This is a genomic window from Bradyrhizobium sp. Ghvi (genome assembly GCF_900115265.1).
Classification (GTDB): Bacteria; Pseudomonadota; Alphaproteobacteria; order Rhizobiales; family Xanthobacteraceae; genus Bradyrhizobium.
Window position 1 is genome coordinate 401,265 of sequence record NZ_FOVU01000002.1, and the last position, 26,990, is coordinate 428,254.

General features: G+C 63.2%; 23 protein-coding genes and 1 pseudogene. 13 read left to right on the forward strand and 11 right to left on the reverse strand.

Translation table 11 applies throughout. The features are described from left to right. Positions 1–19: 19 nt before the first annotated feature. Complete coding sequence (locus BM374_RS08635) at positions 20–1,201, forward strand: GNAT family N-acetyltransferase (RefSeq protein ID WP_092290958.1); 1,182 nt, start codon at positions 20–22, stop codon at positions 1,199–1,201. Positions 1,202–1,240: 39 nt separating this feature from the next. Here the strand turns inward: BM374_RS08635 and BM374_RS08640 are convergent, their stop codons facing one another. After that, positions 1,241–3,448 carry a GumC family protein gene (locus BM374_RS08640; protein ID WP_092290960.1) on the reverse strand — a complete coding sequence of 736 codons (2,208 nt, stop codon included), beginning with the start codon at positions 3,446–3,448 and terminating at the stop codon, positions 1,241–1,243. Positions 3,449–3,647: 199 nt separating this feature from the next. On the opposite strand from BM374_RS08640, the gene BM374_RS08645 reads away from it, so the two are divergent. The 3 genes from BM374_RS08645 to BM374_RS08655 all read left to right on the forward strand — a co-directional run bounded on the left by BM374_RS08645 (position 3,648) and on the right by BM374_RS08655 (position 7,850). Further along, positions 3,648–4,781, forward strand: coding sequence for a glycosyltransferase family 4 protein (locus BM374_RS08645; RefSeq protein WP_092291874.1), 1,134 nt, complete (start codon positions 3,648–3,650; stop codon positions 4,779–4,781). Between the two features lie 118 nt (positions 4,782–4,899). After that, positions 4,900–6,447 (forward strand): undecaprenyl-phosphate glucose phosphotransferase, encoded by a 1,548-nt coding sequence (locus BM374_RS08650; RefSeq protein WP_092290962.1) that lies wholly within the window; start codon positions 4,900–4,902, stop codon positions 6,445–6,447. Between the two features lie 146 nt (positions 6,448–6,593). Continuing rightward, positions 6,594–7,850, forward strand: coding sequence for an O-antigen ligase family protein (locus BM374_RS08655; RefSeq protein WP_092290964.1), 1,257 nt, complete (start codon positions 6,594–6,596; stop codon positions 7,848–7,850). Here the strand turns inward: BM374_RS08655 and BM374_RS08660 are convergent. Then, a complete protein-coding gene (locus BM374_RS08660; protein WP_177248226.1) occupies positions 7,819–8,295 on the reverse strand; it encodes a MarR family winged helix-turn-helix transcriptional regulator in 477 nt (158 codons plus the stop codon). The two genes, BM374_RS08655 and BM374_RS08660, sit on opposite strands and share 32 nt — an antisense overlap. A gap of 147 nt (positions 8,296–8,442) precedes the next feature. Here BM374_RS08660 and BM374_RS08665 point away from each other — a divergent pair, with 147 nt between their 5' ends. Continuing rightward, positions 8,443–9,639, forward strand: coding sequence for an FAD-dependent oxidoreductase (locus BM374_RS08665; RefSeq protein ID WP_092290967.1), 1,197 nt, complete (start codon positions 8,443–8,445; stop codon positions 9,637–9,639). A gap of 138 nt (positions 9,640–9,777) precedes the next feature. On the opposite strand, the pseudogene BM374_RS08670 reads toward BM374_RS08665, so the two are convergent. From BM374_RS08670 to BM374_RS08685, 4 genes and pseudogenes are all read right to left on the reverse strand, one after another. Then, a pseudogene (locus BM374_RS08670) lies at positions 9,778–10,946 on the reverse strand (saccharopine dehydrogenase family protein); the annotation flags it as partial. 28 nt (positions 10,947–10,974) lie between these two features. Next, positions 10,975–12,153 carry a saccharopine dehydrogenase family protein gene (locus BM374_RS08675; protein WP_092290969.1) on the reverse strand — a complete coding sequence of 393 codons (1,179 nt, stop codon included), beginning with the start codon at positions 12,151–12,153 and terminating at the stop codon, positions 10,975–10,977. A gap of 9 nt (positions 12,154–12,162) precedes the next feature. Further along, positions 12,163–12,945, reverse strand: a complete 783-nt coding sequence (locus BM374_RS08680) for a DUF169 domain-containing protein (RefSeq protein WP_092290971.1) — start codon at positions 12,943–12,945, stop codon at positions 12,163–12,165. A 41-nt stretch (positions 12,946–12,986) separates the two neighbouring features. Next, positions 12,987–13,754 carry a YdcF family protein gene (locus BM374_RS08685; RefSeq protein ID WP_092290973.1) on the reverse strand — a complete coding sequence of 256 codons (768 nt, stop codon included), beginning with the start codon at positions 13,752–13,754 and terminating at the stop codon, positions 12,987–12,989. A 179-nt stretch (positions 13,755–13,933) separates the two neighbouring features. Here BM374_RS08685 and BM374_RS08690 point away from each other — a divergent pair, with 179 nt between their 5' ends. From BM374_RS08690 to BM374_RS08700, 3 genes are all read left to right on the forward strand, one after another. Next, positions 13,934–14,875: an acetamidase/formamidase family protein gene (locus BM374_RS08690; RefSeq protein WP_092290975.1), complete on the forward strand. Its 942-nt coding sequence runs from the start codon at positions 13,934–13,936 to the stop codon at positions 14,873–14,875. A gap of 199 nt (positions 14,876–15,074) precedes the next feature. Then, positions 15,075–15,272 (forward strand): hypothetical protein, encoded by a 198-nt coding sequence (locus BM374_RS08695; RefSeq protein ID WP_007603456.1) that lies wholly within the window; start codon positions 15,075–15,077, stop codon positions 15,270–15,272. A gap of 72 nt (positions 15,273–15,344) precedes the next feature. After that, positions 15,345–15,833 carry a GcrA family cell cycle regulator gene (locus BM374_RS08700; RefSeq protein WP_177248182.1) on the forward strand — a complete coding sequence of 163 codons (489 nt, stop codon included), beginning with the start codon at positions 15,345–15,347 and terminating at the stop codon, positions 15,831–15,833. Positions 15,834–16,109: 276 nt separating this feature from the next. Here the strand turns inward: BM374_RS08700 and BM374_RS08705 are convergent, their stop codons facing one another. Further along, a complete protein-coding gene (locus BM374_RS08705; protein WP_092290979.1) occupies positions 16,110–17,690 on the reverse strand; it encodes a porin in 1,581 nt (526 codons plus the stop codon). 406 nt (positions 17,691–18,096) lie between these two features. Here BM374_RS08705 and BM374_RS08710 point away from each other — a divergent pair, with 406 nt between their 5' ends. Continuing rightward, positions 18,097–18,603 (forward strand): MarR family winged helix-turn-helix transcriptional regulator, encoded by a 507-nt coding sequence (locus BM374_RS08710; protein ID WP_177248183.1) that lies wholly within the window; start codon positions 18,097–18,099, stop codon positions 18,601–18,603. 36 nt (positions 18,604–18,639) lie between these two features. Here BM374_RS08710 and BM374_RS08715 read toward each other — a convergent pair whose 3' ends face one another. The 3 genes from BM374_RS08715 to BM374_RS08725 all read right to left on the reverse strand — a co-directional run bounded on the left by BM374_RS08715 (position 18,640) and on the right by BM374_RS08725 (position 22,025). Next, positions 18,640–19,755: an alpha/beta hydrolase family protein gene (locus BM374_RS08715; protein ID WP_092290981.1), complete on the reverse strand. Its 1,116-nt coding sequence runs from the start codon at positions 19,753–19,755 to the stop codon at positions 18,640–18,642. A 249-nt stretch (positions 19,756–20,004) separates the two neighbouring features. Beyond that, the gene (locus BM374_RS08720) at positions 20,005–20,976 is read right to left on the reverse strand and encodes an SDR family NAD(P)-dependent oxidoreductase (RefSeq protein WP_092290983.1); all 972 of its coding nucleotides are present in this window, start codon (positions 20,974–20,976) and stop codon (positions 20,005–20,007) included. A gap of 140 nt (positions 20,977–21,116) precedes the next feature. Beyond that, entirely contained in the window at positions 21,117–22,025 is a 909-nt protein-coding gene (locus BM374_RS08725; protein ID WP_092290985.1) for a dihydrodipicolinate synthase family protein, read from the reverse strand. 326 nt (positions 22,026–22,351) lie between these two features. Between BM374_RS08725 and BM374_RS08730 the strand changes: the two genes are divergently transcribed. Then, positions 22,352–22,591: a hypothetical protein gene (locus tag BM374_RS08730; RefSeq protein WP_092290987.1), complete on the forward strand. Its 240-nt coding sequence runs from the start codon at positions 22,352–22,354 to the stop codon at positions 22,589–22,591. A gap of 152 nt (positions 22,592–22,743) precedes the next feature. Here the strand turns inward: BM374_RS08730 and BM374_RS08735 are convergent, their stop codons facing one another. Further along, positions 22,744–23,718, reverse strand: coding sequence for an alpha/beta hydrolase fold domain-containing protein (locus BM374_RS08735; RefSeq protein ID WP_143270166.1), 975 nt, complete (start codon positions 23,716–23,718; stop codon positions 22,744–22,746). A 121-nt stretch (positions 23,719–23,839) separates the two neighbouring features. Here BM374_RS08735 and BM374_RS08740 point away from each other — a divergent pair, with 121 nt between their 5' ends. The 3 genes from BM374_RS08740 (at position 23,840) to BM374_RS08750 (ending at position 26,949) form a co-directional block, all read left to right on the forward strand. Beyond that, positions 23,840–24,460, forward strand: a complete 621-nt coding sequence (locus tag BM374_RS08740) for a TetR/AcrR family transcriptional regulator (protein ID WP_177248184.1) — start codon at positions 23,840–23,842, stop codon at positions 24,458–24,460. 306 nt (positions 24,461–24,766) lie between these two features. Continuing rightward, entirely contained in the window at positions 24,767–26,098 is a 1,332-nt protein-coding gene (locus tag BM374_RS08745) for a tyrosine-type recombinase/integrase (protein ID WP_092290989.1), read from the forward strand. Then, the gene (locus tag BM374_RS08750) at positions 26,095–26,949 is read left to right on the forward strand and encodes a hypothetical protein (protein WP_092290991.1); all 855 of its coding nucleotides are present in this window, start codon (positions 26,095–26,097) and stop codon (positions 26,947–26,949) included. Before BM374_RS08745 ends, BM374_RS08750 begins: the two co-directional genes overlap by 4 nt. Positions 26,950–26,990 lie beyond the last annotated feature (41 nt).

Here is a 26,990-nt window from a genome sequence, read left to right on the forward strand (position 1 = left end):
TTCTCGACGGGTTTCGCAGATGACCATGGCTGCGGCGATGCAAAGCCGGACGGCAGAATCGCCAGCGCGGTCCAAAGCGAGCCGTATCGCGCATGTCGACATCGTCGGCGCCATCGCCGAGGCCGAGCCGGTGTGGCGCGCATTTGAAGAGCCCGGACACCTGTTCACACCTTATCAGCGGTTCGATCTGCTGGGCTCCTGGCAACGATCGGTCGGGGAGCGCGAAGGCGCTCGCCCCTTCGTCGTGATCGCGCGCGATGCCGAACGCAGGCCGCTCGCGTTGCTGCCGCTCGCACTGCGCCTGGGCCACGGCGTGCGCACGGCCTGCTTCATGGGAGGCAAGCACCCGACCTTCAACATGGGGCTATGGAGCGCTGAGTTCGCGGCACAGGCCGTCGTCGCCGATCTCGACATGCTCTTCGCTCCGCTGCGCGACCAGGTCGACGTTCTCGCCCTGACGCAACAGCCCAAACGTTGGCACGACCAGCAAAACCCATTCGCGCTGCTGCCGCAGCAAACCGCCGTCAATCGCTGCCCGCTGCTGATGATAGAGCCCGGTGGTCCACCCGCATCGCGGATCAGCAACTCCTTGCGCCGCCGCCTCAAGAGCAAGGAGAAGAAGCTCCAGGCGCTCGCCGGCTATCGCTACCACCTTGCCACGACGGACGCCGACGTCACGCGCCTGCTCGACTGGTTCTTCCGCGTCAAGCCGGCGCGGATGGCGGAGCAGAAGCTGCCTGATGTCTTTGCAGAACCTGGCGTCGAGCATTTCATCCGCAGCGCCTGCCTCGCACCGCGTGGCGAAGGCCGCGTCATCGATATCCATGCGCTTGAATGCGACGAGGAAGTGATCGCAATCTTCGCCGGCGTCGGCGACGGTGAGCGCTTCTCGATGATGTTCAACACCTACACGATGTCGGAGCACGCCCGCTATAGCCCCGGCCTGATCCTGATGCGCTACATCATCGACCGTTACGGCGAGCGCGGCTACCGGTCACTCGACCTCGGTATCGGCTCGGATGACTACAAGCGCATGTTCTGCAAGGACGACGAGGAGATCTTCGACAGCTTTGTGCCGCTGACATCACGCGGCAAATTCGCCGCGATGGCGATGTCTTCGCTCAATCATGGCAAGCGACTGGTGAAGCAGAACCAGATGCTGTTCGACCTGGCCCGCAAGCTGCGGCGGGCGTTCGGGTAGCAGGCCCGCCCTTTCCTACAAGGGGAAAAGGGAAACCAACTAGGCGGCCACCACGCGCGGGGACGTCTCGCCGGCATCCGACGGCTGCACCGGCTTGCTCAGCATCGTCACCTCGCTGAACCCGACCGCCTTCAGCTGCTCGCACATCAGTGCGCGCGCGTCCGTCGCCATCGACGTGTCGGGTACTACGACGGCGCGGGCGTTCGCCGTCAGCAGTTCGGCCGGCAGATCGGAGGCGCTGCCGGCGTCCAGGAGCACATGATCGTAGGCGCGCAGCAAGGCGTCGATCGCCAGCGTCACGCGCGGCGACTGCAGCAGGCTGCGGTCGAAGCCGGGACGGCCGGCCATGACCAGATGCAGCCGCGAGAGCTTGTCCCGCGTGATGACTTGCGTAAATGAGGCCTGCCCCTGCATCAACTCAGCAAGACCGGGAGCCGTCGGATCGACGGATACCGCGGCGATTGTCGGCGAGGACGCGGCCAGATCCACCACGACGACGCGCGCGGCGCGCGCGAGATGCCGCGCCAGCGTCAGCGTCGACAGCGTGATGGCATCGCCCGGCGCGGTGCCGAGCACCGTAACCTTCTTCGCACCCGCTCCTGCCGCAATCAGGCTTTCCGCCAGCTGCCCGATTTCGGCGAATTCGCTGACATCGGCATCGGCCGTTATCTCCGGCTGGAGCGGCGCCGATTCGATCTCCACCGCCTCGACGACCGGCTCTTGGCGATCAACCCTCGGCGCGAGGGTGGCAGCGGCGCGCGGCGCGGTCTGGCGCAGCAGTTCGCCGGTAACCACGAGACCGGACGAGAGCAGCAGCGTCGCCAGCGTCGCGATCAACACGATCGGCAGCTTCTTCGGATAGGCCGGCGTGTTGGAAACAATGCCACGCGAAATGATCCGCCCTTCAGTCGGAGCGGTATCGATGGTCTCGCGGGTGTTGGCCTCGCGGTACTTGGCGAGATAGGTCTCGAGCAAATCGCGCTGCGCCTTGGCCTCGCGCTCGAGCGCCCGCAGCTGGACATCCTGCCCATTGGTCGAAGTCGCCTGCTTCTTCAGCTGCTCGAGGCTCGCGGTCAGGCCGTCGACCCGCCCGCCGGCGATCCGCGCGTCGTTTTCGAGCGAACGCGATATCTTGGCCGCTTCGTCGCGGATCTGATTGTCGAGGTCGCTGAGCTGCGCCTTCAGTTCCTTGATGCGCGGATGATTGCCGAGCAGCGTGGAGGACTGTTCGGCGAGCTGAGCGCGCAGCGTCACCCGCTGCTCCGACAGCCGCCGCATCAGCTCGGAATTCACGACCTCGGACGCCTCGATCGGCTTGCCGGTCTGGAGCATCTCGCGGATCAGCCGGGCCTTGGACTCGGCGTCGGCCTTCAGCGCGCGCGCATTGTTGAGCTGGGTGTTGACCTCGCCCATCTGCTGATTCGAGAGCGTGGTGTTGTTGGTGCCGACGAACAGCGACGATTTGGAGCGGAAGTCCTCGACCTTGGCTTCGGCCTCGGAGACCTTCTTGCGCAGATTTTCGATTTCGCCGGCAAGCCACTGGCTGGCGTTGCGGGCCTGGTCCTGGCGCGCGGCCTGCTGGAGCACGAGATAGCCGTCGGCGATCGAATTGGCGACGCGCGAGGCGAGCTCGGGGTCCTGCGACTGGAATTCGACCACGATCACACGCGACTTGTCGACGGCGTAAGCCTGAAGCCGATCGTAGTAGGCGTCGAGCACGCGTTCTTCCGGGGTCATCGAGAACGGATCACGGCCGATGCCGACCAACGCCACAAGCGACTTCAGCGGCGAGATGCCTTGCAGCACCGGATCGAATTCGGGGCGCTCTGCGAGCTTGTTCTTCTTGATGATCTCGCGCGCGAGGTCGCGCGACAGCACCAGCTGGACCTGGCTGGTGACCGCCTCGGGGTCGAGCGCCTGCCGCTCCTCGGTGCTGCGGTCACTGCTCGGCCGCAGGAAGACGTTCTCTCGACCGTCGATCAGGATACGTGCCTCGGATTTGTAGCGTGGCGTGATAAGATTGACGACAGCAACGGACACGACGAGGGCCAGCACCGTCGGCACGATGATCCAGCCGCGCTTGCGGGCGAGCGCCCCGCCGAGCGCGTGCAGATCGATGTCTCCGGATTCGGCTGGCGGCTTTGTGGCAAGCGGCGCGGGCTTGGCTTCAACGCGGGGCTTGGCCTTCGAAACGGCCCGCTCGATGACGGCTTTGTCCTTGCCGGCACGCCAGAACGCTAAACGCATCGAACACTCCCGCAGGGCAACGCCACTCGTCCACCTCAATGCGGCCGACTACACTCCATTAAGGTTGCCGCTGGGTTAATCATGCCGTCGGGCGGGCAACGCCAGCCTGTTCGTCACGCTTTGTTAACCATGAGGGTCCTTAATCCGTCTCGATATTTCGAGAACGTTGTTCGGCACTCGCCGTCCAGCGCTGGTGATCATGCCCCCCTCTCCCGACCAGCCGCTTCGCATTCTGCACGCCGTGCGCGCTCCGGTGGGCGGGATCATCCGCCATATCCTCGACCTCGCCAATGGCCAGGTCGATCGCGGCCATCATGTCGGGATTCTCGCCGACAGCCTCACCGGCGGCGAGCGGGCCGAAAAAGCCTTCGCCAAAATTGCGCCGCGGCTGACGCTTGGCGTGCATCGGCTCGCGATCCGCCGTGAACCCTCGCCGGACGATTTTCTCGTTTGGCTTCGCATGCGGCGCTTGATCGGCCAGCTCAAGCCCGACGTCATGCACGGCCACGGCGCCAAGGCCGGCGCCTTCGTCCGCATGCGGCGACGGTCCGACGACACCATCCGCATCTACACCCCGCACGGCGGCTCGTTGCACTACCCCCTCAACACCTTGAAGGGTGAGTTCTATTCGCGCCTCGAGCGCACGCTGATGGATTCGACGGATCTGTTCCTGTTCGAGAGCGCCTTCGCCCGCGACACCTATCAGCGCATCGTCGGCACGCCCAAAGGCGTAGTGCATTGCGTCTTCAACGGCGTGACGCCCGAGGAGTTCGAGTCGGTCGTCATCGCCGATGACGCCACCGACCTCGCCTATGTCGGCGAGTTCAGGCACATCAAGGGCGCCGATCTCCTGATCGATGCGGTCGCGCGGCTGCATCAGAACGGCAAGAAGGTCACCTTGACGCTCGGCGGCGATGGCGAGGAAACGGCCGCGCTGAAGGCGCAGGTCGAGAGGCTCGGGCTGGTGGACGCGATCCGCTTCATCGGCCACGTCAAGGCCCGCTATGGCTTCTCCAAAGGCCGGCTGCTGGTCGTGCCCTCGCGCGGGGACTCCATGCCTTATGTCGTGATCGAGGCAGGGGCGGCCGGCATCCCCATGATTGCGGCACGCGTTGGCGGCATCCCCGAGATCTTCGGGCCGGAGAGCCCGGGCCTGTTTGCGGCCAGCAATGTCGAGGCCATGGCCGAGGCGATCGCCGCCGCGCTCGCGGATGCGCAGGCGACGGCGCAACGCGCGTGCGCCTTGCGCGAACGCATCTCGGCGCATTTTTCCCAGCAGGCGATGGTCGACGGCGTCCTCGCGGGTTACCGCGACGCGTTTGCAAATCATTAACCACCCTTAAGCCGGCTTTAGAGAATCTTCCGATTTGTCCGATAATCGACGTGCCAGGGGATGCATGCCTGGGGCGCAAGGCCACGCCCACAGGTGTTTGGAATGGACGTAGACGCCCGTGGAACCGCTCAACGCACGATCGATGCTCGATGCCGCGGCCAGCGCGGCGGCCAAGCCGGCTGACCAATCTTTTGTCGAGCGCCGCCGCCGCCTGACGCCCGCGGCACTCGAAGTCGTCAACCAGAAGGTCGCCCGCGCCTATTCGCCGATCGTCATCGCCGGCATCGCGCGCGCCGTCGATTTTGTCCTGCTGAGCGTGGTCGGCATTGCGGTGTATCTCAGTTACGTGATGCCGCTGGCCGGCTTCAGCTGGGTTTATCCCGCAGAGATCGTCGCCGTCGCGATCGCCGCCCTGGTCTGCTTCCAGGCCGCGGACATCTATCAGGTGCAGCTGTTCCGTGGACAGCTCCGGCAAATGACGCGGATGATCTCGTCCTGGTCGTTCGTGTTTCTGATGTTCATCGGCATCTCCTTCTTCGCCAAGTTCAGCAGCGAAATCTCGCGGCTGTGGCTGGCCGCTTTCTACTTCCTCGGCCTCGCTGCGCTGGTCACGGAGCGCCTCGCGCTTCGTTCGCTGGTGCGCAGCTGGGCGCGCCAGGGCCGGCTCGACCGCCGTACCATCATCGTCGGCTCCGACCACAATGGCGAGCAGCTGGTCGAGGCGCTGAAGTCGCAGGAGGATTCCGACATCCACGTGCTCGGCGTGTTCGACGACCGCAACGACAGCCGCGCGCTCGACACCTGCGCCGGCGCACGCAAGCTCGGCAAGGTCGACGACATCGTCGAGTTCGCCCGGCGCACCCGGGTCGATCTGGTATTGTTCGCGCTGCCGATCTCGGCGGAAACACGCATCCTGGAGATGCTGAAGAAGCTCTGGGTGCTGCCGGTCGATATCCGTCTGTCCGCCCACACCAACAAGCTGCGCTTCCGGCCCCGCTCCTACTCCTACCTTGGCAAGGTGCCGACGCTCGACGTATTCGAGGCACCGATCACCGACTGGGATTTGGTGATGAAATGGCTGTTCGACCGCATCGTCGGGGGCCTCGCGCTGCTCGCCGCATTGCCGGTCATGGCGCTGGTTGCGGTGGCGGTGAAGCTCGACAGCCCCGGCCCGGTACTGTTCCGGCAGAAGCGCTTCGGTTTCAACAATGAGCGCATCGACGTCTACAAGTTCCGCTCGATGTATCATCACCAGGCGGACCCAACGGCCTCGAAAGTCGTAACCAAGAACGATCCGCGCGTTACCCGCGTCGGCCGCTTCATCCGCAAGACCAGCCTCGACGAGCTGCCGCAACTCTTCAACGTGGTAGTGTTGGGCAATCTCTCGCTGGTCGGGCCGCGTCCGCACGCGGTCCAAGGCAAGCTCCAGAGCCGCCTGTTCGACGAAGCCGTCGACGGCTATTTCGCCCGCCACCGCGTCAAGCCCGGAATTACCGGCTGGGCCCAGATCAACGGCTGGCGCGGTGAGATCGATAACGAAGAGAAGATCCAGAAGCGCGTCGAGTTCGACCTCTATTACATCGAGAACTGGTCGGTGCTGTTCGACCTCGTCATTCTCTTGAAGACGCCGCTCTCGTTGCTGACCAAGAGCGAGAACGCGTATTGAGTTGAGTTTCTCCGTCATGCCCCGCGAAGGCGGGGCATCCAGTACTCTGCAGCGCCACCGCCTTCTCCAATGCGCGCCGCGGAGTACTGGATCGCCCGGTCAAGCCGGGAGCGTGCCGTATGGCGTACGAGTAGCGTGAGCGTGTAATGGCCTATGCGGCGACAGCCGGTGGAATAAAAATAACCGCTCCGGCTGCGCCCGGCGTGCTCGCGCTCCAGCGCGCGCTGATGTGGCTGGTCGGGGCTTCAGGCGCGATCGTCTTCATCGAGCCGAGCCCTTACGAGATTGCGACGCTGCTCGCCACGGTGGCCTTCTTCGCCACCGGCCTGCGCTTGCGGCTGGTGCTGATGCCGCTGGTGCTTGCCCTGGTCCTGCTCAATGTCGGCTACACCATCAGCGCGATCCCGCTGCTTGACCGGTCCGAGGTCGCAAGCTGGATCGCGACCTCCTGGTACATGGCGGTGACCGTGGTGTTCTTCGCCATGGTCACCGCCGAGGATACGGCGGCGCGGCTCGACATGCTCCGCCGCGGCCTCGTGGCCGGTGCGATGGTGGCCTCGCTCTCGGCCATCGCCGGCTACTTCCACCTGGTTCCCGGCGGCGACGACCTCCTCACGCTCTACGGACGCGCGCGCGGCACGTTCAAGGACCCGAACGTGCTCGGCGCCTTCCTGATCCTGCCGGCGCTGTTTGCGCTCCAAAGCGTCGTCTCGGACAAGCTGCCCAAAGCCTTCCGTAACGTTATCGCCTTCGGCGTCATGTCGCTGGCGATCCTGCTCGCTTTCTCCCGCGCCGCCTGGGGCGGGCTAATCCTGACCGCCGCCTTCATGCTGGCGCTGATGGTCTTGACCAGCCGCACCAATGCGCAGCGCTCGCGCATCATCATCATGGCCATCGTCGCCCTAGTGCTGGGCCTCGCGCTGATCGCGGTCCTGCTGTCATTCGACTCCATTGCAGAGATGTTCAAGCAACGCGCGAGCTTCGACCAGAGCTATGACGAAGGCCGCTTCGGCCGGTTCGGCCGGCACATTCTGGGTGCGGAGATGGCGCTCGACCTGCCGTTCGGCATTGGCCCATTACAGTTTCACCGCTTCTTTCCCGAAGACACCCACAATTCCTATCTGAATGCCTTCATGTCCGGCGGCTGGCTCTCCGGCGTCTGCTACCCCGCGCTGGTCTTCACCACCGTGATCACGGGCTTTCGGCACATCTTCGTCCGCGTGCCCTGGCAGCGCGCTTATCTGGCGGTGTTCTCGGCCTTCGTCGGCACCGTCGGCGAAAGCTTCGTGATCGACACCGACCACTGGCGGCACTTCTGGATGATGCTGGGCGCGATGTGGGGCATGATCGCGGCCGCGCAGGCCTACAAGATCACGGCTTCGGACGACGCTTCTTCAGCTTGAGATCGGGGCGCTTCTCCGGCGGCGTGTCGAGCAGGCTCTTCAGTGCCGCGGTCGCCGCGACCACACCCTTGTAACCTTCATTGGCGAAACGCAGCAGCAGCCGCAGCTCCTCCTCGGAATAGGCACTGAACACCTTCTCCATCGCCTGCTGCATCGGCACGTAGAGCTGGCCGATCTTCATGGCAGTCTCCGGCACGACGGCGATGTAGACCTTGCGGCGATCGCCCTCGTCCCGCTCCCGCCGCACCAGCCCCGCCTTCTCGAGCCGGTCGACCACGCCGGTGATGGCCCCGGTCGTGAGGCCCGTCACCTCAGCGAGCCGGCCCGCGGTCACGCGCCCTTCCAAATACAGGATGTCCATGCATTCGAGATCGGAATTGGCAATTCCGGCCACATTCGCAACGGTTTGCCCATAGAGCACGCCCTGCGCGGACGAGCGCCGCATCGCCTCTTCCAATTCCCCCAGCAACGCCGCGCGCGCTTTCGTCCTTGACAAGGCCGACCTCTTATCTTAGTCGATATATATCTTAGTCACTAAGAGAATTAGCGACCGTAATTTCTCTAGCACCACGGAAACGCCGGGAGCAAGCCAATGCCTCATCGTCACCGCAAAGCCCTGATCATCGGCGCCGGCATCGCCGGGCCGGTTGCCGCGATCCTGCTGCGACGCGCAGGCATCGAATCGGCGATCTACGAAGCCTGGCCCTACTCGAAAGGGATCGGCGGCGGGCTCCAGATCGCGCCGAACGGCATGCATGTCATGGACGAGATCGGGCTCGCGGACGAGTTGATCAGCCGCGGCTCGATCGCGGAGTCCTTCGATTTCTACTCGCAAGGCGGCGAGAAGCTCGGCTCGATCAACCGCGACATGGAACGGCGGTTTGGCCAGCCGGTCGTCAATATCTGCCGCGCGACGCTGAACGAGATGCTGATCGACAAGGCCTGGTGCGCCTGTGTCTCGCTCTATTTCGACAAGCGCCTGATCAAGATCGAGGATCGCGGCGACCAGCCTGTGATCGCCTATTTCGCCGACGGCACCACCGCCGAGGGCGACTTCCTGATCGGCGCCGACGGCGTGCATTCGGTCACGCGGCGCCAGGTGGTGCCGGATGGCCCAAAACCCTTCAACACCGGCCTGATCGGTTTTGGCGGCTTCGTGCCGCACGCCGTGCTCGACGGAAGGGCGGTCGGCCGCCACGTCGAGACCACGTTCGGGCAGAGTGGCTTCTTCGGCTACGGCTATTGCAGTCCAGATCCAAAGGACGGCGTGATGTGGTGGAGCACGCAGCCCGCGCATGGCATGGACGCCGCGATGTTCCGCGCCCTTGATGAGCGCACGCTGAAGCAGCATCTGCGCGGTTTCCATCACGGCTGGCATGATCCGATCCCTGCCATCATCGAGGCAGCCGAGAACATCGTGGTCACCGACACGCTCGACGTCGCGACCTTGCCGACCTGGTCGCGCAAGCGCTCGCTGCTGATCGGCGATGCCGCGCATGCGACCAGCCCCCACGCCGGCCAGGGCGCTTCGCTGGCGCTGGAGGATGCAATGCGGCTCGCCCGACTGATGCAGGAGGGCCAGGAGCTGACCGCCACGTTCCAGGCCTTCGAGGCCGAGCGGCGACCACGGGCGGAAAAGATCGTCGCCATCGCCCGTCGTAACGGCAACAACAAGCGCGAATTCAGCACCACCGGCGCGTGGATGCGCAATCAGATGATCAAGCTGCTGTTGCCGCTGGGATCGAAGGGCATGGATTTCATGTACGCCTATGACGCGCGGGCGGCGTAGCCGGCGACCTCGGTGTCATCGCCGGGCTTGACCGGGCGATCCAGTACTCCGTGACGCCTGAGATCAACCGAGAAGCCGCGGAGTATTGGATGCCCCGCCTTCGCGGGGCATGACTGCGTCTGCGAGGCTGCCGCTCGTCTCCACCTCAAACCTCAACCCGGCATGATCGACCAACCGGCTGATCAACTTGTGCTGCATCGCTGCGCCGGGCGTCCACAGACCGGCTGGAACATCAGGCGCGTCACGCAACAGACAGATCGCGCATTCGGAAATCATCTTCGCGGTTGACGCATATCCGGGATCGAGATCGCCCTTCACCGCCGTGCGAACCTGACGGCCATCGGGCGCGATCGCGATATAGAGCAGGTCATAGTGACCAGCGTCGCGCTCTTGCTTCGACGGTCCCTCGCCTGGCTTGAGCGCTTCGGGGCCGGTCTTTTCGCTGTTGGCGGCCATCACGCGTTTAGCGTTGGCCAGCCCTTCGTCGCCCGGTCCCGTCAGCACCATCTCGTCATAGACAAAGTCCTTGCCGTAAGGGAATCCCATCAGCATGTTGGAGCGATGGACGTTGCGCGTGTTCAACGTCGCCATCGCGAACGGGGCGGACCAGGATTGCAGGTCCTCCTCGAAAACCGGCTTGTTGCCGCGCGGCTGCTTGGGCCCTTGAAATCCAGGCGTGAGGGCGAAGGGTCCTTGAGGATCGACACCAGGCTGAGATCCTGCGCAACCGCTTCGAACGTGACCCTCGCGCTCGCCGACGTGCCGCCGGAGAACTTCCAGCTGAGGTCGCGCACGCGCCCTTTCACGCGCGACGCCGGTGCGCCGAACACGCGCCTTGCTTCCTCCTGCACGAAGAACGCGCCGAGCTCGAACGGCATGGAATCGAAGCCGCAGGAGAACATGATGCGCGCGCCGCTCGCCTTGGCCGCCGCCTCATGCCTGTCGATCATCTGCTTCAGCCAGATCGGCTCGCCACAGAGATCCATGTAGTCGGTACCAGCCGCAACGCAGGCGGCAAGCAGATCGGAGCCGTAAAGCTGGTATGGACCGACCGTGGTGACGATCAGCTTCGCCTGTTCGACCATCGCTTGCAACGAGGCAGGATCGGCTGCGTCCGCCACGATGAGCGGCGTATCCGCAGGCGCGCCGATCGCATCACGAACCGAGGCGAGCTTGTCGCTGCTGCGCCCCGCCATCGCCCATGTCGGCGCCCCGTCACCCACATAGTTCTCAGCGAGATATTCGGCCACGAGCTGGCCGGTGTACCCGGTCGCACCATAGACGACGATGTCGAACTTTGCGGACACGGATTACGCTTCCCCGGGATCGTAGCCCTTACGCTTCCACCTCGAATGTCAGGCCTGCATTATCCCGCAGCCGCTTGATCAGCTTATGCTGCATCGCCGCGCCCGGGGTCCAGAAGCCGCCGGCAACGTCCGGTGCATCACGCAGCATGCAGATCGCGCACTCCGAGATCATCTTCGAGGTCGATCCGTAGCCGGGGTCGCGGTCGCCGGCGACGCCGGCGCGAACCGCGCGGCCGTCGGGCGCGATCGCGACATAGAGCAGATTGAACAGCCCGTTCTCGCGCTCTTCCTTCGAGGGTCCCTCGCCCGGCTTCGGCGCGCTCGGACCGGTCTTTTCGGCATTGGCCGCCATCACGCGCTTGGCGTTGGCCTCGCCCTTATCGCCGGGTCCGGTCAAAACCATCTCGTCGTAGACGAACTCCTGGCCGTAGGGAAAGCCCATCAGCATGTTGGAGCGATGCACGTTGCGGGTGTTGATCAGTGCCATCATGAAGGGCGCCGCCCAGGATTGCAGGTCATCCTCGACGAGCGGCTTGTTACCCTTCGGCTGCTTCGGGCCGGCAAAGCCCGGCGTCAGCGCGAACGGATCGTTCAGGATGGCAACGAGGCTCATGTCCTTGGCAACAGCGTCAAAGGTGGCCTTTGCACTCGCCGCGGTGCCGCCTGACAGCGTGCCGCGCATGTCGCGCACGCGACCTTTCACGCGCGCGGCAGGCGCGCCGAACACGCGCTTGGCCTCTTCCTGCACGAAGAACGTACCGAGCTCGAACGGCACAGAGTCAAAGCCGCAGGAGAACACGATGCGTGCGCCGCTTTGCTTCGCGGCAGCCTCGTATTTGTCGATCATCTGCCGCATCCAGATCGGCTCGCCGCAGAGATCGAAATAATCCGTGCCTGTGGCGACGCAGGCGGCGAGCAGCTCTTCGCCATAGAGCTGATACGGACCGACCGTCGTGATCACCGACTTCGTGTGTTCCACCATCGCCTTCAGCGAAGCCGGATCGGAGGCATCGGCGACAATCAGCGGTGTAGCGGCAGGCGCGCCGATGGCGTCGCGCACGGATTTCAGCTTATCGAGGCTGCGGCCCGCCATCGCCCATTTCAGCGAGGTATCGCCCTTGTAATGCGCCGCCAGATATTCGGCGACGAGCTGCCCGGTGAAACCGGTCGCGCCATAGACAATGATGTCGAACTTCGCAGAGCTCATGGTCGGCCTTTACTTCTTTGCGTAACTCACGCCCATGCCGGCACGGACGTCGCTTTGAATTCCATAGGGCGGGATCGGATAGCGCAGGCCGTTCTTGGCCAGCGCCTTCATGCCCTCAATCGCCTTGGCGAGATGCGCAGGCTTCAAGGCCATCAGCATCTCCTCGTCCGGCACGCCGCCATAGCGCCGTTCGGCATAGCATGGCAAGGACAGGCTGGGCTCGCCTGATTTGAGCGCCCGCCCCCAGGAATCCGCACAGGCGGTCTCGCCGACCACGCCCCATTCGAACTTCCTGTAGCCGGTATATTGCAGCCCGTTGATCAGGATGATCATCTGGCCGGGCGTCGCGTAGACGAGACAAATGTCGGGCGGATTGAGCCGGCCACTTGCGAGCGGACTGACCGCGAGCGCCTGATACCGACCGAACGGCACCACGTCCAAAGCTTCCTGGCGCTTGCGCGCATCCTCTGCCGTGCCGTGCCAGACGCCGACATAGTTTTCTCCCGCGAGCCATTTCTCGTCCTGTGGCGCCAGGCCAATCACCGCGCGGCACTGGCTGCCGACAAGATCCTCTCCAGTAATGCCGACGGTCCATCCGAGCCGCGAGGCCATGCTGACGATCTGATCGGTGGTATGGATCGCGTTCGGCCGCCGGATTTTCGGGATCGCCTCCATGTCCGCAACGTGCGCGAACAGCTTCATGCCTATTACCGTCGTCTTCAGCCGCAACAGGCTGTTGAGATCGGCGACGAGGCCGCTAAGCTCGATCGTATCAGCGGCTTCCTGCTGCATGGCATCCTCCCGACGCGGACGTTTTGCTTCTGAGCCCCGTTCTAGTCCTTGGCCGGCCCGGGAAGCAACTCGCTGGTTCTGCCCATGAGGCGGTAGGCCACAAGGCCGATCCATTCGCGCATGGCCACGTCGGTGCGGTCAAAACCATCCCGGGCGGTGTTTGTGAAAGAGAGCAGATCATCGCGACCGCCCATCCGCCAGTCGACGGGATAGGCCTCGACGTCGAATCCGGCCTTGCGAAAAATGCCCATCGAACGCGGCATGTGATAGGCCGAGGTGATCAGCAGCCAGCGCTCGCCCGGCTTCGGCGCGACCAGGCGCTTGGTGAAGATCGCATTCTCGTAGGTGTTGCGCGAGTCCCGTTCGACGATCAGACGCTCCTTCGGGATGCCGATGCTTTCCAGGATCGGGACCGAATAATCGGCCTCCCTGGGGCCGGTCGAAATCAGGTTCGCAGAACCCCCCGTGAAAACGATCCGCGCATTCGGATATCGGCGCGTAAGCTCGGCCGGCGCGAACAGGCGATCAGCCGCGTGTGGGACCACCGGCGCGTGATGCGCCGCCGACAGATCGGTATCGACGGAGCCGCCCAGCACGATGATGCCGTCGGGCGCACCGCGCGACGGATTCCACGGGGGAAAGCGCGACTCCAGCGGAAAGAGCAAGAGATTGCCCAGCGGCGAAAAGGCGGCGAGTGCGAGCATGACCAGCGTGATCGCGGCCAGTTTCCGGCCGAGCCCGGCAAAGCGCGTCGCCATCAGCACGATCGCGATGATCCCGAGCTCGACCAGAAGATTGATCGGCAACACGGCCGCCCCGAGCGTCTTGGAAAGAACGAAGAACAGGAGAAACCTCGCTTGAATGATCGTGCTGGTGACACGCGGGCTTGACCCGCCCGCCTGTCTTCAGAAATCTTCTTGGAAGAGGATCGATCGCGGGGTCAAGCCCGGCAACAGCGAGATCTCGTGAAACCGATTGGACGCGGCAAATGACCCAGCACCACTTGCATTCAAGTCCCGAAACCTGCCATTGGGGCTTCTTTGAAGCCGCGCTCAAACCCGTCCTCACCATCGCCAGCGGCGACGAGGTGACCGTCGATACCATCAGCGGCGGCCCGGACATTTTGCCCGACCGCAGCAAGTTTCACATTCCGCCGGAGATGTTCGAGGTTCATGCCAAGAACGAACGCATGCTCCCCGGCCATATCCTGACCGGCCCGATCGCGGTCGAAGGCGCCGAGCCCGGCGATGTCCTCGCAGTCGAGATCCTCGACGTCCGGCTGCGCCAGGACTGGGGCTGGAATCTGATCAAGCCGTTGTCGGGCACCCTGCCCGACGACTTCCACGAGACGCGCATTCTCAATATCCCGCTGGACCAGACCCGGATGGTCGGCCGGATGCCCTGGGGCCTCGACCTGCCCCTCAAACCGTTCTTCGGGGTGATGGGCGTGTCGCCGCCGCCCGCCTGGGGCCGCATTTCCTCGCTCGTGCCACGCGCCATGGGCGGCAATCTCGACAACAAGGAGCTCGGCGCCGGCGCCACGTTGTATCTGCCGGTGTTCGTCCCCGGCGCGATGTTCTCCTGCGGCGACGGCCATGGCGTTCAGGGCGACGGTGAGGTCTGCGTCACCGCGATCGAGACGGCGTTGCAGGGCCGCTTCCGCCTGACGCTGCGCAAGGATTTGCGGTTCGATTATCCGCGAGCGGAAACGCCGACCCACTACATGACGATGGCGATGGACCCGGACCTCGACCAATGCGCGGTGCGGGCGCTGCGCGACATGATCGTTCTGCTCGGCGAGATCAGGGGTCTGTCGCGTGAGGACGCCTACACGCTGTGCAGTCTCGCGGCCGATTTGCGGGTCACCCAGACCGTCAATGGGTCCAAGGGCATCCATTGCATGATCGAGAAAGCGATCGTGCACGGCTGAACCCCGCCCGCACCTCCTGACCTGCCGAAGCCTCACAGCCGCCCGGGATTCCGCGCGGCACGCGCGAGCGCGGGCATTTCCCCAGCGATTCCAAAGCGCTGAACCACCGTCCAGCCCGGATTTGACTTCCACCCCCGAACCTAAATAGAGTCTTAATCGTTACTTTTATGTACCCGAGTAAGAGGCTAGCGTTCGGGCCATGGCCACCGAAAAAGCCGAGACTGACCGCATTCCCGTAACCTTGGCGCTCTCGACCATCACCTACCTGGAGAAGTTGGTGAGACAGGGCACCCACGGCACCAGCGTTCCCGGCGTCGCACGGACATTGATCGAAGAAGGCATTCGTCTCGCCATCAAGGACGGGCTTTTGTCGATTCGCGACAATGGCAGGACGTGAACGCGCATTGAACGTGAAGCGGACGGATCTCGGCGCCTGATGGCCAGATGTCGCAACCTGGGACCGTTACAAATGCCTGTGCTCTCACCAACATGGACCGTTGAACGAATTGAGCTGTTGAAGCGGCACTTCGAGGATGGCCTGTCCTGCCGCGAGATCGCCGCGGACATCGGCGTCAGCCGCAATGCCGTGATCGGTAAGCTGTCGCGATTGAATCTCACGCGCGGCCGCGCGGTCGACGAACGCAGAGTCCAAGACAGAAGTCCGGACAGGACGAGCGCGCCGCGCGCTCCGAAAGCCGTGCCCCGACTGCAATTCGAAATGCTCGCCACGATCTACGCCGAAACGAACGCACCCGTAGCGACCGGGCCGATCGACGAAGCCAATCGCTGCTCGCTGATGGAGCTCGGCGAATACAGTTGTCGCTGGCCCATTTCGACGCCGGGGGCCGAGGATTTCTGCTTCTGCGGCAATGCTGCGCATGACGGCCAGCCCTATTGTACCGGGCACAGCCGCCTCGCCTATCGGCCGAACTCGCGCGCGCGTGTCGTACGCAGCTGAACCGCAACGTACGCCCACAACGAAAAACCTCCGGCAGGGCACTACCGGAGGTTCTTGGAGGCTTAGCGTGAAGCTAAGAGCCGTGACTTTCGAAATCGGCTGAGCACTATATAGCTGAGCAACTCAGGTAAGTAAATAAGATTGGTGACGATCGAATCGCATAGCTCGTCTTCGTCGTTCGCGCAGGAGAGGCCTGATTTTGAAAATCAGGGGCCCATCAAAAAAACCCCGGCGGTCGCCCGCCGGGGTTCTCTGATCGATTTCTACGATCGGTGATCAGAAGTTGCGCTGGGCGCGCAGCATCATGGTGACCGAGTTCTGGTCCTTCAGCTCGTACACGGCGGCCGGCTTTGCAGCAGAGGCGAAACCGTTCGGAGTGCTCGGCGTAGTGATCGTGCCCGAGTACTTCTGATCCAGACGCGACCAGCTCACGTCGGCCGTGAACGCCAGGTTCTTCACCGGGGTCCAGACGGTGTTGACACCGAGGACGCCGAAGTTGAAGTCCGGGTTACAGGTCGCACCGGGGTTCGCGATAGCAGCGAAGTTGGCGCAGATCAGGCTCTTGCCAGTCGAGCCGTAGCTCGCCGAAGCATAACCGCCATAGATGGCGCTCGCCCAGTAGGGGCTCCAGTTGTGGGTGTACGAACCGCGGACGCCCCAGGTCTTGACGGTATCGATGCCGGTGCCAGTTCCGAAGACGCCATCAGCAAGACCGGCGAAGCCGACGCTCTGATACGCCGAGCCGCTGCCGCTGAACATGAAGAAGCTCTGCGGAAACAGGCTCTGGAAGTTGTAACGCGTCGCACCGTCCGTGTAGACGGCCTGCAGGTTGATGTTGTCGCCCGCACCGGTCGGGATGTTCTTGATCGACAACGAACCCTGCACAGCCCAGCCCCACTTGTCCGACGGATGACCCGAGGGCTCCGTCGAGCCGTAGTAACCGGCGTGAAGGTCATGCGCAGCGACCGACAGCTGGGCGAGACCCCAAGCCTGGTCGACACGGACCGCACCGGTGATATCGGGAACGCGCGTTCCACCCCAATCGTTGACGCCGTACTGGCCCTGGATGAGAGCAGCAGCAGCGGCGGCACTAGCCGAAGTCACGGTCGGGAGACCGGTCGAACCGCTGACCGAACCAGAAGCCGAGAAGCCGTTGACGTTCCACAGGTTCGACTGGCCGTTGTTCGCCGACGTCTCCTCCTCCAACGCGATCGAACCGGTGATGCCCTGGCCGAAGTCAGCGGTGTAAGCCAGCTGATTGATACCGTTGACGTGATTGCTGCCGCCCGGAATGGTATCGGGACCGCCAGCCGGATAGCTCTGCCAAGGTGCGTCGAAGATCGAGACCGTGCGGCCGAAGGTGAAGCCCGCGAACTGGATGAACGCATGGTAGAGGCCGAGCGTAGCACCGCCACCACCGAACGACGTACCACCAGTGGGCGCCGAGGTGTTTTGCGTCCCGGTGACGGTGTCATAGCTGAAGATCATGTCAGCGTAGGTACGGACGACGCCGTACTCGGTCGCCGTACGCGTATCGACGTTCAGGTCCATACGAGCGCGGGTGTAGAAGTAGTTGGTCAGGCGGTTGTTCGAACCGCCGTTGTTGCTCGAAGTGGGCGCATTCTGGTTGAAACCATAGTCGCCAGCGCCGCCGAAAATCGCGTCGGCGCGGACGTAACCACCCAGCTTGATGCAGGTGTCGGTGCCCGGCATGTAGTAGAAACCCGCACCATACAGGGAGCAGATCTTCACGTATTCGACCGCCTTGGCCTTGAGCGGAAGATCAGCTGCCTGCGCTCCACCGACGGCGATCAGACCCGCCGCAGTGCCGAGCAAAAGGCTCTTCACCACTTTCATTTAAAACCTCCAAGTTGCTCATTTTACGGAGACCGGACCGTAAGGCCCCCCAGATCCCCGTCTCTTCAAATCCGCTCGGCCGCTTCGCGCTTTCGGACGTACCCGCATTCGACGCGAGGGACGTGAGCGAACCACCTGCAACGGGACGATCGAGAACCCCCCACCGTCGCGGATCAATATGCCTGCGCCGTTCCGTTAATCAAAATAGTTTATTAGATAAGCTTTGTGGTTTCGCTAACGCTGTGTCGGCAGAGCAACACTCGACGTAGCCCAAGCCTGACCGAATCATATTTGTAGTTTCTGTGACACAATTACCCTGCTCTGCACTTGCGTCAGAGCAGAGTTGCGTGGACTATGCCCCGGCACAAACAATGATCGGAAAGAGATCACTTGCGGGAGTGACGCTGTGTCAGCGACGAGGAAAGAAGGGGCGCGCCTCCGCTCCGTCGGCAATCTCGATATCATCAGGCGTTTCACCTGGGAGATATCGTCGATCAACATGTATCTGGAGGAGTTGCGTCAGTTCTGGGCGAGAACGCTGGGCATCAGTGGACCGCAATGGCTGATCCTGATGGCGATTTCGGACCTCGACAAGGATGATGGCGTCCCCGTCAACGTGGTCTCGAAGCTCCTCCACGTCGATCCGTCGTTCGTCACCACCCAATCCAAGCTGCTGGAGAAGAAGGGCCTGCTGCGCCGCCGTCCCTCGCCGACCGACGCACGCGTGGTGCGGCTGTCGCTGGTTGAGAAAACGCAAAAGCACATCGCCAGCCTCAACGAGCAGTACAAGACGATTCGCGAATTCGTCTTCCAGGAGTTCGACGAGAACGAGCTGACCGAGTTCACCGCCAAGCTCGCGACGCTGAAGACCCGTCTCGAGAAGGCGTGCGTCCGGATCTCCCTCGATTTCTAAGGCGCGGATGCGTCTCTCGGCCCGGAGAGATCGCGCTCAAATCCGACGGCCTGCGGCGCCGAGTCGCGATTCGAGCCAGTCGAAGATGTATTCGTTGGCAAGGCTCGGATTGTCGGCGTGGGCTTGCGCCGCGCCGGTCTCCTCGGCGGTGAACACTTTCAGCACGATGTCCGAACTGCCGAGCCGGGATTTCTGCACGATCTGCTGCGCCCGGTCGGCCTTGAGCCAACCGTCCTCGCCGATCGTGATCAGCACCGGACATTCGGCACTGGAGGCCATCAGCGGTGCATGCGGCACCGGGACGATGCTGAGATCGCTCATCGCAAACCGGCTGGCAAAGAACGACCGCTCGTGCAGATCCCACAGGCCGCCGTCGCAGACCGCTGCGGCCAGACGCGGCTCCTGCAACACGGCACGCGCCACGAAGGAAGAGCCCCACCCGTCGGCCACGATCGCGACCCGATCGAAATCGACGTCGCTGCGCAGCTCCAGATAATTCATCACGCTGCCGATCGAGCTCTCGAGATCGCGACGCTGCAACAAAATGTCGATGTAATCGTCGCGCTCCTCGCCGAGCAGATCGATCGCCAGCATCGCAAAGCCGCGCTCACGCGCATGCGGAGCGAGCTTCACCAAAAACTCCTCTTTGCGATGTCCGGGCTCGCCGACGCAGATCACGGTCGGAGAGCGCCCGTTCGCCCACGGCGCAGGAAGAAAATAGCCTTGTAACGCATGTCCTTCGACCCACGGGATCGTCACGACCTCGCCGGTCGGCCCGCGCGACGAGAGGTAACGGCGGGCGCATTCCTGCATCGCAAGCACCGCAACCCAGCGGCGCTCGTCGACCGGATCGAGCGGCATTGCGGCCGCGCCGTAGTAGTTCATCGCGCGCAGCCAGTTGCGCTGCGCGGTCACCAGGTGCCCTTCCGCGAATGCCGCCTCGGCACGATGCCGGTTAGCCTGCGCCAGCTTCTTCCACTCTCGATGCCAGGACTGCTCATCGCCGCGCTTCAACTGCCGCGCGATCATCAGGCATTCGGCGATGGTCGCGCCGCCCTCCTGGGCCGCGGTGAGCAGCCGTGTGAATTCAGCGGAGATATCCTCTCTCTCCGGGCAGAGGGTAAAATCATCGGAGAGGCATGCGGGTATCATCGGAGCTACGCTCAATCGTGGCGTTACCCCTGATTCACTAAACTATTTTAGTTCGCCAACCAAGTTGGCTTGCTTCAAATGAAACATGTTTGAGATCACCATCGCTTGAACGCGGGAATATTGCCTTATGCGTGACCTTCCGTTTCGTCATAAGATGGTAAAGATCTGCACGACGCGAAGGAAAATGGACCGGGCGCCTCTTGCGATGACGGCCGTCATCCCTATATCCGCGCGCGATCGCCGACGGTCTCAGCCAAGCCGCCAGCCGACCTCCTGGGTAAAACTTTCATAGAAGGCGCGGTCGTAGGCCTGCTCCGGCGTCGCGCGTACGCGCTCGTCGAGGCGCTTTGCGTCTTCGCCCACCAGAATGCGCCATCGCTCGGCTTTCACGCCATCAAGGATGATCTTGGCGGCTTGTGCAGCGCTGGTCGGCGCGTCCTCGAGAAAGCTGCGGGCCCGCTCGGCGAAGGCCGCCTGAATGTCCTCGTCGGACATCTTGTCAGCATCTGGCACGCCTGCCGAGACCATCCGCTTGCGCGTCAGCACGACCTCGTCGGCGTTGAGGCGCGCTGATCCGTCGGTGCTCTGCACCTTGCGTGAATTGGAGACGATCGAGGTGCCGATATGGCCCGGCATCACCACCGAGCATTTGACATGCGGCGCGTGCAGACGGAGGTCGTTGATCAGCGCTTCGGTAAACCCTTTCACGGCGAACTTCGCCGAGCTGTAGGCGGTGTGCGCCTGGTTCATGCCGATCGAGGCCCAAAAGCCGTTGACGCTGGATGTATTGATGATGTGGGCTTCGTCCGCCTTGACCAGCATCGGCAGGAAGGTGCGGACGCCGAGATAGACACCGCCCCAGCAGATGTTGAAGGTGCGCTCCCACTGCTCGCGCGTGTTGGTGAACAGGCTGCCGCCACCACCGATGCCGGCGTTGTTGAACAGCAGATGGACCTTGTCCGTCTTCTGCTGGTCGGCAAGCTCGTCGCGAAAACGCTTGAGATGATCCTCGATCGCGACGTCGGCAACATGCGTCGTGACGCGCAGGCCCTGCGGCAGCTTCTCGACCTCGCAGAGCCGCTTGGTCTCGGCCATGGCGGCTTCCGAGACGTCGCACATCGCCACATTGCAGCCCTCGGCAACGAGCTGTCGGGCGAGTTCCCGACCCATGCCCGTGCCACCACCGGTGATGACGGCGATCTTTCCAGCAAATTCCTTCATGGGATTTTCGGCCCCTCCCCTTGTCGGTCTGTTTCTTCATCGTTGATGCGCCGCGACGTGCGCGAAATGTACCGGCGCCGCATCCGCAGGTAAAAGCGGATCGGCGCGGCGTCTCGACATTGGTTATTTCGGCGCGCGGACTATTCGGCCGCTTCCACCCGCCCCCCCTTCACGGCGCCAAGCGCCTCCAGCGCCTTGCGGATCCCAGCCTGCTGCGCGCTCGATGCCTCCGGCATCGGCGCACGCGGATAGGTCATGGGCAGGCCCTGAAGCGTCTGCGCATAGCGCGTACAGGCCGGCAGATTATCGGCAATGATCGCGTTCCACAGCGTCAGCAGCTTCTTGTGCAGATCGAGCGCGCGCGGATGATCGCCCGCCTTAACCGCATCCCACAGCGTCACAGAGGCATGCGGCGCGGCGGTCAGGATCGCGGCAATCGAGCCGTGCGCCCCGAGCGTGTAGGAGGGATACATCAGGGCATCGACTGCGCTGTAGATCAGCTTGTCCGGGGCCATCATCATGAGGTCAGCGAACAGCTTCAGATCGCCCGCACTCTGCTTGACTCCGACGACCAGCGGCACCTCGGTCATGATCCGCGTCAGCAGCGCCGGCGACAGATATGACCACGGCACCACGTTGTAGATGATGATGGGCATACCGGTCTCATCCGCCATGGCGCGGAAATGCGCGACCATTGCCTCGTCATCAGGCTTGAACAGATAATGCACCGGCGTGACCTGGAGGGCTGCGACATCCATGTCGCGCACGAGCTTGCCGCGGCGGATCGCATCGCGCGTGGAGTCGACGATGATGCCGGCGATGACGGGGATGCGCCCCTTCACCGCCTCAACCGTCGCCGCCATCAGGTCGCGATATTCCTCATGGTCGAGCGTATGGCCCTCGCCGGTCGAGCCGCCGGCGGCAATGCCATGCGCGCCTGCGCCGATCATCCATTCGACTTGCGGCGCTATGAGTCGATAGTCGATCTCGCCATCTTTCCGGAATGGCGTCGTCATCGGCGGAATTACGCCTGATGGTCGTGCCTTCATGGTTTGCCCTCGCGTTTCCATAAGCCTGATGGCGGTCCCGCTCTCTTGCCGAGTATTGCGCCATGCCTCGAAGCGTATCGGCGCAGTCGTTGCTGTGAAGGGCTGCTGGCGCGGCACTGCCCCCACAATCGCTCATCGCTGCTCTATTACCTGTGGGTTCCCCGTAGTTCCCCGGCTTCGGTTTATGGGCAATCTTTTTACAATCCGAATCGTCAAATGGGGAACGCTGGGGCAAGCAGGTCCAGCCGGCGTGTCGTTTTCGACACAGCCTGTGGCACTCGGCTTGCATCCTCCTCGTGGTCGAAACTACCAATGAGGTGACTGGAATGTTCATAACCGTCGTTGCCGTGCTCTGCCGGCTTGGCGCTGCTGCCTCGGGCAGCTGTGTCGAGGAAATCATAACCGACAGCAATATGACGCCCGATATGTCGATGATGGCGTGCGCAGTCGGTGCCCAGGCCCCGCTTGCAAAATGGATGGACGAGCATCCGATCTATCATGCCAACTGGCGCCTCGAGCGCTACAAATGCGTGCCGGGTCATTACGAGATCAAGGGCCATGCCTAAGGCCCCGCAAAACTACTGATATCGAGGAGACGCCCGAGGGCCGCTCTTGTCCCTCCGCGCGGCACGGTCAGCGCCAAACCTGCCAGGCCAAGCCCGCGAGCGCCAAAGTCTCGCGCGAGATGGCGCCCTTTGTGAGACGATCACCTCTCTCCTTAAGCTACCGCCCGCAAAATGATCGCACGCGCGCGCCGGCCCTCCGGCGTCGGCATCAGCGCATAATTGTGCGGCTGGTCCCGCCACAGATGCAGTTCAACCGGCACGCCCGCCGCCCGCGCCCGCGCGGCGAGATCGACGCTGTCAGGGTAGAGCAGATCGCGCGTGCCGGAGAAGATCGTCATCGGTGCTAGCGATCGGAAGGCGCCGTTGAGCGGGCTGACGAAGGGATGACCGACATCGAGCCCGCCGGCATAGAGCCGCGCCGCTTCGACGATGCCCGGTAGGTCCTGGATCGGATCGCGCGCGGCGATTTCCGCCTGCTCAGGACGGCTGACAGACCCATCCGCCCCCGGCGAGATCAACACCATCCGGTCCGGCTGCCGATGGCCGCGATCGCGCAGCCATTGACATGCGGCGAGCGCAAGACCCGCGCCGGCCGAGTTGCCCACCACGGTGACCTTGGCAGACCCTGCGTCCTCCAGCAGCATTCGCAACAGCTCGCCTGTCGCCGGCACGACGTCCTTCGCGGTCGCGCGCGGCGCCAGCGGATAGATCGGCACCACGCAGACGACGCCGGCCTCGCGCGTCATCTGGCCGACAAAGCGCCAATGCGCCGGCGCGATCTCGTTGATATAGCCGCCGCCATGCATGAACATGACGTGATTGCAGCCCTCATGGCCCGACGATGGCGCGGTGTAATAGACCGGCCAGCCGCCCATCTTCGTCAGCACCGCCTCGACATTGCGGCCCAGCCCCGCCGGCTCGAACGAGGCCGGCTGCAGGGCCAGCTTCTGCACATGCGCCTGCACGGCCTCGGCCGAGGCAAGCTGCTGCTTGTAGGGAAGCAGCCGGAGCAGCAGGTTGAAGACTTGGCTCTGCAAGCTCGGCGCAGGATCGCGCCGGGCCGGCGGACCGAAGACGCAGCCGCCCGGGCAAAACTGCAAGGCCGACACGATCCTGGCAACGCTCATGGCCACATCCCCATCTGGCTCTTTGGACACGGCGACAAAGAGGCTTGCCGACCCGTCGCCACTCGCCGATATAATGCGAGCATTCACTCGCTTTTCCTACTCGCATTCAGATCACAAGACCGTGGCCCGCAAACCGCCCACAACACCTCGGAAAAATGCCTCGCAGGAGCGATCCCGCGCCACGGTCGACGCGCTGATCGAGGCAACCGCTCGCATTCTGGTCCGGGAGGGTTTTGAGAAGACGAGCACCAACCGGATCGCCGAGGTCGCCGGCGTCAGCGTCGGTTCGCTCTATCAATATTTCCCGAGCAAGGAGGCGCTCGTCGCCGCCGTGATCCACCGTCACCAGGAGGAGACCATGGCGATCGTCCGCACCACGCTCTGCGAAATCGCGGACATGCCGATCGAGAAAGCCGTGCGCCGCCTCGTCACGGTCGCGATCGATGCCCACCGCATCAACCCGAAACTGCACCGCGTCCTCGCCGAGCAGATCCCCCGCGCGGGAAAGCTCGACACCGAAGCCTTCATCCGCGAAGTCCACACCTTGGTGCGCGCCTATTTCGAGAACCACCGCAAGGAAATGCGCAAAATCGATCTCGACATCGCAACCTTCCTCTGCGTCAGCACGATCGAAGCAGTGGCGCACAACACGGTCTTGAACCAGGCGGAGGCGTTACCGGAGAAGACGGTCCGGACGCTGGTGGATGAGACGACGAGGATGGTGGTGGGGTATTTGAGGTAGGCGGATAGCCAAATCCTATGGAGAGCGCGCCCTAGCCTGACGGATCGCGCATGTGACACCGGCGGCATGGACGCCGCGCCAACGGTCAACGTCCGGCAGATGAGTTGGTAAAATGGTCGGAGCGAGAGGATTTGAACCTCCGACCCCTAGTCTCCCAGATTGAATTTTCGCATTTTCCGGCTTTTCTGGACTTTGCACAGAAATTCCAGAATATACCTCAAATCCCTGATATTTCGTTGTTTTTCATCGCAAAAACATGTATCGCGGTAGCTGACTTTTCCCGGACTTTCCCCGCGCCGTGCCTACATGGTGCCGACACGGGCTCTGACGGAGGCAGCTTTCGTGGGGACTTCGAGACTGACCAAGACGGTCGTGGCCGAGCTCGCGGCGCGAGAGAAAACGTTCATTGAATGGGACGCTGACCTCCCCGGCTTCGGGCTCCGGGTCACCCCCAACGGGGCCAAAGCCTGGATCATCGAGTACCGCGCCGGAGGCGGCGGCCGGCGCGCTCCGTCGCGCCGGATGACGCTTGGATCAACCGCCACCCTGAGCGCGGAGAAGGCCCGCGGCGCTGCTAAAGACCTTCTGGCTGCCGCACGATTGGGCGCTGACCCGGCGAGGGACCGGCAGACTGCGCGCGCAGCTCCGACGATGGAGGAGCTGTCGACCGTCTTTCTCAAGCCCGAGACGAAGGTGGACCGCAAGGCATCGACCCTCGCACTGTACGATCTCTATTTCCGGGTGCACATCCTTCCCGCTCTTGGCTCAAAGCGCGTTCAGGACGTCACCGACGCCGACGTGGTCAAGCTTCACCGCGATGTCGGGACGGAGAAGCCCGTCACTGCGAACCGGCTCGTCAAGGTCCTCTCCGGCTTCTTCTCGTGGGCGATCGCTGACCAAAAAATTCGCATGGAAAACCCCACCAAGGGGATCGATCTGTTCCGCGAGCAAGGCCGCGAGCGATACCTCACCTCGGAGGAGCTGTCTCGGTTAGGGGATGCGCTCCGCGAGGCCGAAACGATCGGCCTGCCCCACCTGGTGGACGACACCAAGAAGGCGAAGCACGCACGGAAGCCGGAGAACAGGTTCACGAAGATCGACCAGTTCGCGGCGGCGGCAATTCGCCTTCTCATCTTCACCGGCGCTCGACTGCGAGAGATACTGCACCTCGAATGGCGAAACGTCGACCTCGAGCGCGGACTGCTCTTCCTCGATGACAGCAAGACCGGCCGGAAGCCGATCATTCTGAACGCGCCGGCGCTGCAAATCCTGACCGATCTTCCTCGCATCGGGAAATACGTGATCGCTGGACAATCGGCGGGCGAAAAGGATGAGCAGCCTCGTGCCGATCTCCAGCGGCCGTGGGGCGCGCTTGTGAAGCGCGCCGGGCTAGACGGCCTGCGCATCCATGATCTCCGCCACACTCACGCCAGCGTTGGCGCTGGCGCCAATCTCGGGCTTCCGATCATCGGCCGGTTGCTGGGCCATCGCCACCCGGACACCACGGCAAAGTACGCGCATCTGGACAACGATCCGCTGCGTCGCGCTTCGGAGCGGATCGCAAGCCATCTCTCTACCGCACTGGGCGAGCAGCCAAGTGGTGGCGCGTCGATCCACAAAATTAGCGAGGGGCGATGATGGTGCACGAACAGCTCCCCTCGCCCCACGAATGGACGCGCGCCAATCCGGACTGGCTTACGATACCGCAAGCAATGTTCTTCTTCTCTCCAGAGCACGTGAAGCCCGGAGCGGAGTTTCACGCCTTTGTTGAGCGACGATATCGCGAAATGTCTGCCGAAGCCGAGAGCCGGTCTGTTGCTCAGTTATCCGATCGTGCCGTTTCCGTCCGGCGAGACCAGGTTCAGCTTGTGGTGGACGGTTCGACCGGAAAAATGCACCTCGAACACGTTGAGCGTCATCAATCCTTGATGGCCGACGGCTACAGCGACGTGGAATATTTATTCGTATGCGAGCCGGACGCGCCCGGGCTCGAAGCCGTGGAGCCCGGTCTCCGCAGCGCCGTTGTTGAACTCGCATCGTTCGCGGTGAAGTTCGGCTTGTCTCAAAAGCAGAACTTCGCGCAGGCGCTTGAACAAGGCCACGCCATGCTCGTGGGACGGTGGCACGATCTCACAGAGCCGTTTCGACCCATCCACCCGGATCAGTGGCGGCAATTCTTGTTCGACCCTTCCTCCTCCCCAATTGCTCGAGCAGCGAATGGAGATGTCCAGATCTTCTCGCCAATGGTTATTCCGAGCGAGCCCACTTCCGTTGCGATGGCATCACCACACAGCGGCGTCGACCCGATATTGTCTTGGCTGATCGATCAGATGCGCAGCAATCCCGACAAGCCACGCTCAAAGTCGAGCATGCTGATAGAAGCTCGAAATCTCTGCGCTGATTTGTCCGAGCGAAAATTTTTTGATCTGTGGAAACCGGCGGTTTCTCTAAGCGGTGCAGCAGCTTGGAGCAAGCCGGGCAGGCGATGATTAATTGGTGCATCGATTTAGTGAAATCGTGACCGGGTTTT